Source organism: Immundisolibacter sp. (assembly GCF_028696615.1).
Classification (GTDB): Bacteria; Pseudomonadota; Gammaproteobacteria; order Immundisolibacterales; family Immundisolibacteraceae; genus Immundisolibacter.
In genome coordinates this window covers 1-2,635 of the sequence record NZ_JAQVGQ010000313.1, presented here as the reverse complement: position 1 = coordinate 2,635, position 2,635 = coordinate 1, and the positions used below count along the sequence as shown (strand labels likewise).

Sequence of the window (2,635 nt, the reverse complement as noted above, 5' to 3'; positions counted from 1 at the left end):
GCGCCTGCTCGCACAGCGCCACCGCCACCGAGTCGTAATTGGGCCGGTCATGCCCGCCGCGCAGCACCAGGTGCCCGTACGGATTGCCGCGGGTGCGGATCACCGCCGACTGCCCCTGCAGGTTGATACCCAGGAAACTGTGCGGGCTGGCCGCCGACTTCATGGCGTTGATGGCCACCTCGATGCCGCCGTCGGTGCCGTTCTTGAAGCCGACCGCGGTCGACAGACCACTGGCCATCTCGCGGTGGGTTTGCGATTCGGTGGTGCGCGCGCCGATGGCGGTCCAGGTGATCAGGTCGTGCAGGTACTGCGGCATGATCGGGTCGAGCGCCTCGGTGCCCGCCGGCAGCCCCATTTCGGCCAGCTCCAGCAGCAGCCCGCGCGCCAGCAGGACGCCTTCCTCGATGTGGAAGGAGTCGTCCATGCGCGGGTCGTTGATGAGGCCCTTCCAGCCGGTGGACGTGCGCGGCTTCTCGAAGTACACGCGCATGATGATCAGCAGCGTGTCCTTCACGTCCTGCGCCAGCGCGCGCAGGCGCCGCGCGTACTCGCGGGCGGCGTCCAGATCATGGATGGAGCACGGGCCGACCACCACGAAGCGACGCGGGTCGCGCCGGTCCAGGATGGCCTGCACGGCGGCGCGGCCCTCCAGCACGGTACGCTCGGCAGCCGGCGTCAGCGGCAAACGGCCGCGCACCTCGGCCGGGGTCGGCATGAGCTGCTGCTCGACGACGTTGATGTTGGTCAGCTTGTCCATGGGCGGCGCGGCCTGTCGGCGGATCGAAACGGGGAGCGGATTGTAGCGAGTGGACCCGGGCGCGGCGGCGCGCGGCCCAAAACGCAAAACGCCCGGCACGGGCCAGGCGTTTTTTCGATAAAGATGGTGGGCGATGCTGGGATCGAACCAGCGACCCCTACCGTGTGAAGGTAGTGCTCTACCGCTGAGCTAATCGCCCCGGGGATGTCCCGTGTGGGGCGCGGATTGTAGGCGTCCACCCGGATGCGGTCAAACGCCGGGCCGATCCGCACGCCAAAACCGACCGGCCGCGAAGGCGGTTCGCCAGCCCCGCCGGCTAAACTACCGCCCCCGTCCCGTCGTCAGAATCCACAGCATGAGCGTACGCAGCCGCTTCGCCCCCAGTCCCACCGGCTATTTGCACATCGGCGGCGCGCGCACGGCGCTGTTCGCCTGGCTGCATGCGCGCCACCACGGCGGCACCTTCATCCTGCGCATCGAGGACACCGACCGCGAGCGCTCCACGGAAGAATCCGTCAACGCCATCCTGGAAGGCATGGCCTGGCTGGGCCTGAACTACGACGAAGGGCCGTTCTACCAAAGCCAGCGCTTCGAACGGTACCGGCAGGTGCTGGATCAGCTGCTCGAAAGCGGCCACGCCTACCGCTGCTACTGCACGCCGGAAGACCTCGCCGCGCGGCGCGAGGCGCAGCTCGCGCGCAAGGAAAAGCCGCGCTACGACGGCCGCTGCCGCAACCTCGCCACCCCGCCGCCCGGCAACCCGCCGTCGGTGATCCGCTTTCGCAATCCACTCGACGGCGAGGTGGTGGTGGACGACCTCATCCGCGGGCGCGTCGCCTTCAGCAACACGGAGCTCGACGACCTGGTGCTCGCGCGCAGCGACGGCACGCCCACCTACAACTTCACCGTGGTGGTCGACGACATGGACATGGGCGTCACCTGCGTCATCCGCGGCGACGATCATCTCAACAACACGCCTCGGCAGATCAACATCCTGCGCGCGCTCGGCGCAACGCCGCCGCAGTACGCACACGTGCCGATGATCCTCGGCCCGGACGGCGCGCGCCTGTCCAAGCGCCACGGCGCGGTCAGCGTGCTGCAGTACCGCGACGACGGCATCCTGCCCGAGGCGCTGCTGAACTACCTGGTGCGCCTGGGCTGGTCGCACGGCGACCAGGAGGTGTTCTCGCTGGACGAGCTGGTGACGCTGTTCGACATCACGCAGGTCAACCGCGCCGCGGCGGCCGTCAATCCCGACAAACTCCTGTGGCTGAACCAGCACTACATCAAAACCAGCGACCCCGACCACGTGGCCCGGCACCTGAGCCCGTTCATGGGCCGGCGCGGCGTCGACCCGGCGCTGGACGGCCCGCCGCTGCGCGAGGTGGTGATCGCGCTGCGCGAACGCTGCAAGACGCTGGTCGAGATGGCCGACAAGGCGCTGCCGTTCTACCGCGAGTTCGACGCCTACGAGCCGGCCGCCGCGGCCAAGCATTTGACTGCCGAGGTCGTCGAACCGCTGCTGGCGCTGCACACCCACCTCGAGCAGCTCGGCGACTGGCAGGCACCGGCGCTGCACGCGCTGGTCGAGCAGGTCGCCGCCGAGCACGGCCTCAAATTCGGCCAGCTGGCGCAGCCGCTGCGCGTGGCGCTGACCGGGGGCGCGGTGTCGCCGGCCATCGATGTGACGCTGCAGCTGATCGGCCGCGGCCGCGTGCTGGGGCGGCTCGAGCGCGCCGTGCAGTGGCTGCGCAGCCGCGCCGACGCTTGACACCGCGGCGCGCGAATCGGTACATTTCGCGCCCCTTGCACGGGGCCATAGCTCAGCTGGGAGAGCGCAACACTGGCAGTGTTGAGGTCGGCGGTTCGATCCCGCCT

Annotated in this window: 2 protein-coding genes and 1 tRNA gene; 1 reads left to right on the top strand and 2 read right to left on the bottom strand. The window is 69.4% G+C overall.

The annotated features are described in order from the left end of the window. Nucleotides 1-757, bottom strand: a 757-nt coding sequence (locus PHC73_RS13730) for a 3-deoxy-7-phosphoheptulonate synthase (protein WP_300129381.1), incomplete at its 3' end; no start/stop codon positions are given. 124 nt (nt 758-881) lie between these two features. Continuing rightward, nucleotides 882-956 (bottom strand) — tRNA-Val (locus PHC73_RS13725). A 156-nt stretch (nt 957-1,112) separates the two neighbouring features. Here PHC73_RS13725 and gltX point away from each other — a divergent pair. Then, nucleotides 1,113-2,528, top strand: a complete 1,416-nt coding sequence (gltX, locus tag PHC73_RS13720; RefSeq protein WP_300129379.1) for a glutamate--tRNA ligase — start codon at nt 1,113-1,115, stop codon at nt 2,526-2,528. Nucleotides 2,529-2,635 lie beyond the last annotated feature (107 nt).

Coding starts and splice junctions, on each gene's coding strand:
- gltX (WP_300129379.1), top strand. CDS start 1,113: ATGAGCGTACGCAGCCGCTTCGCCCCCAGTCCCACCGGCTATTTGCAC.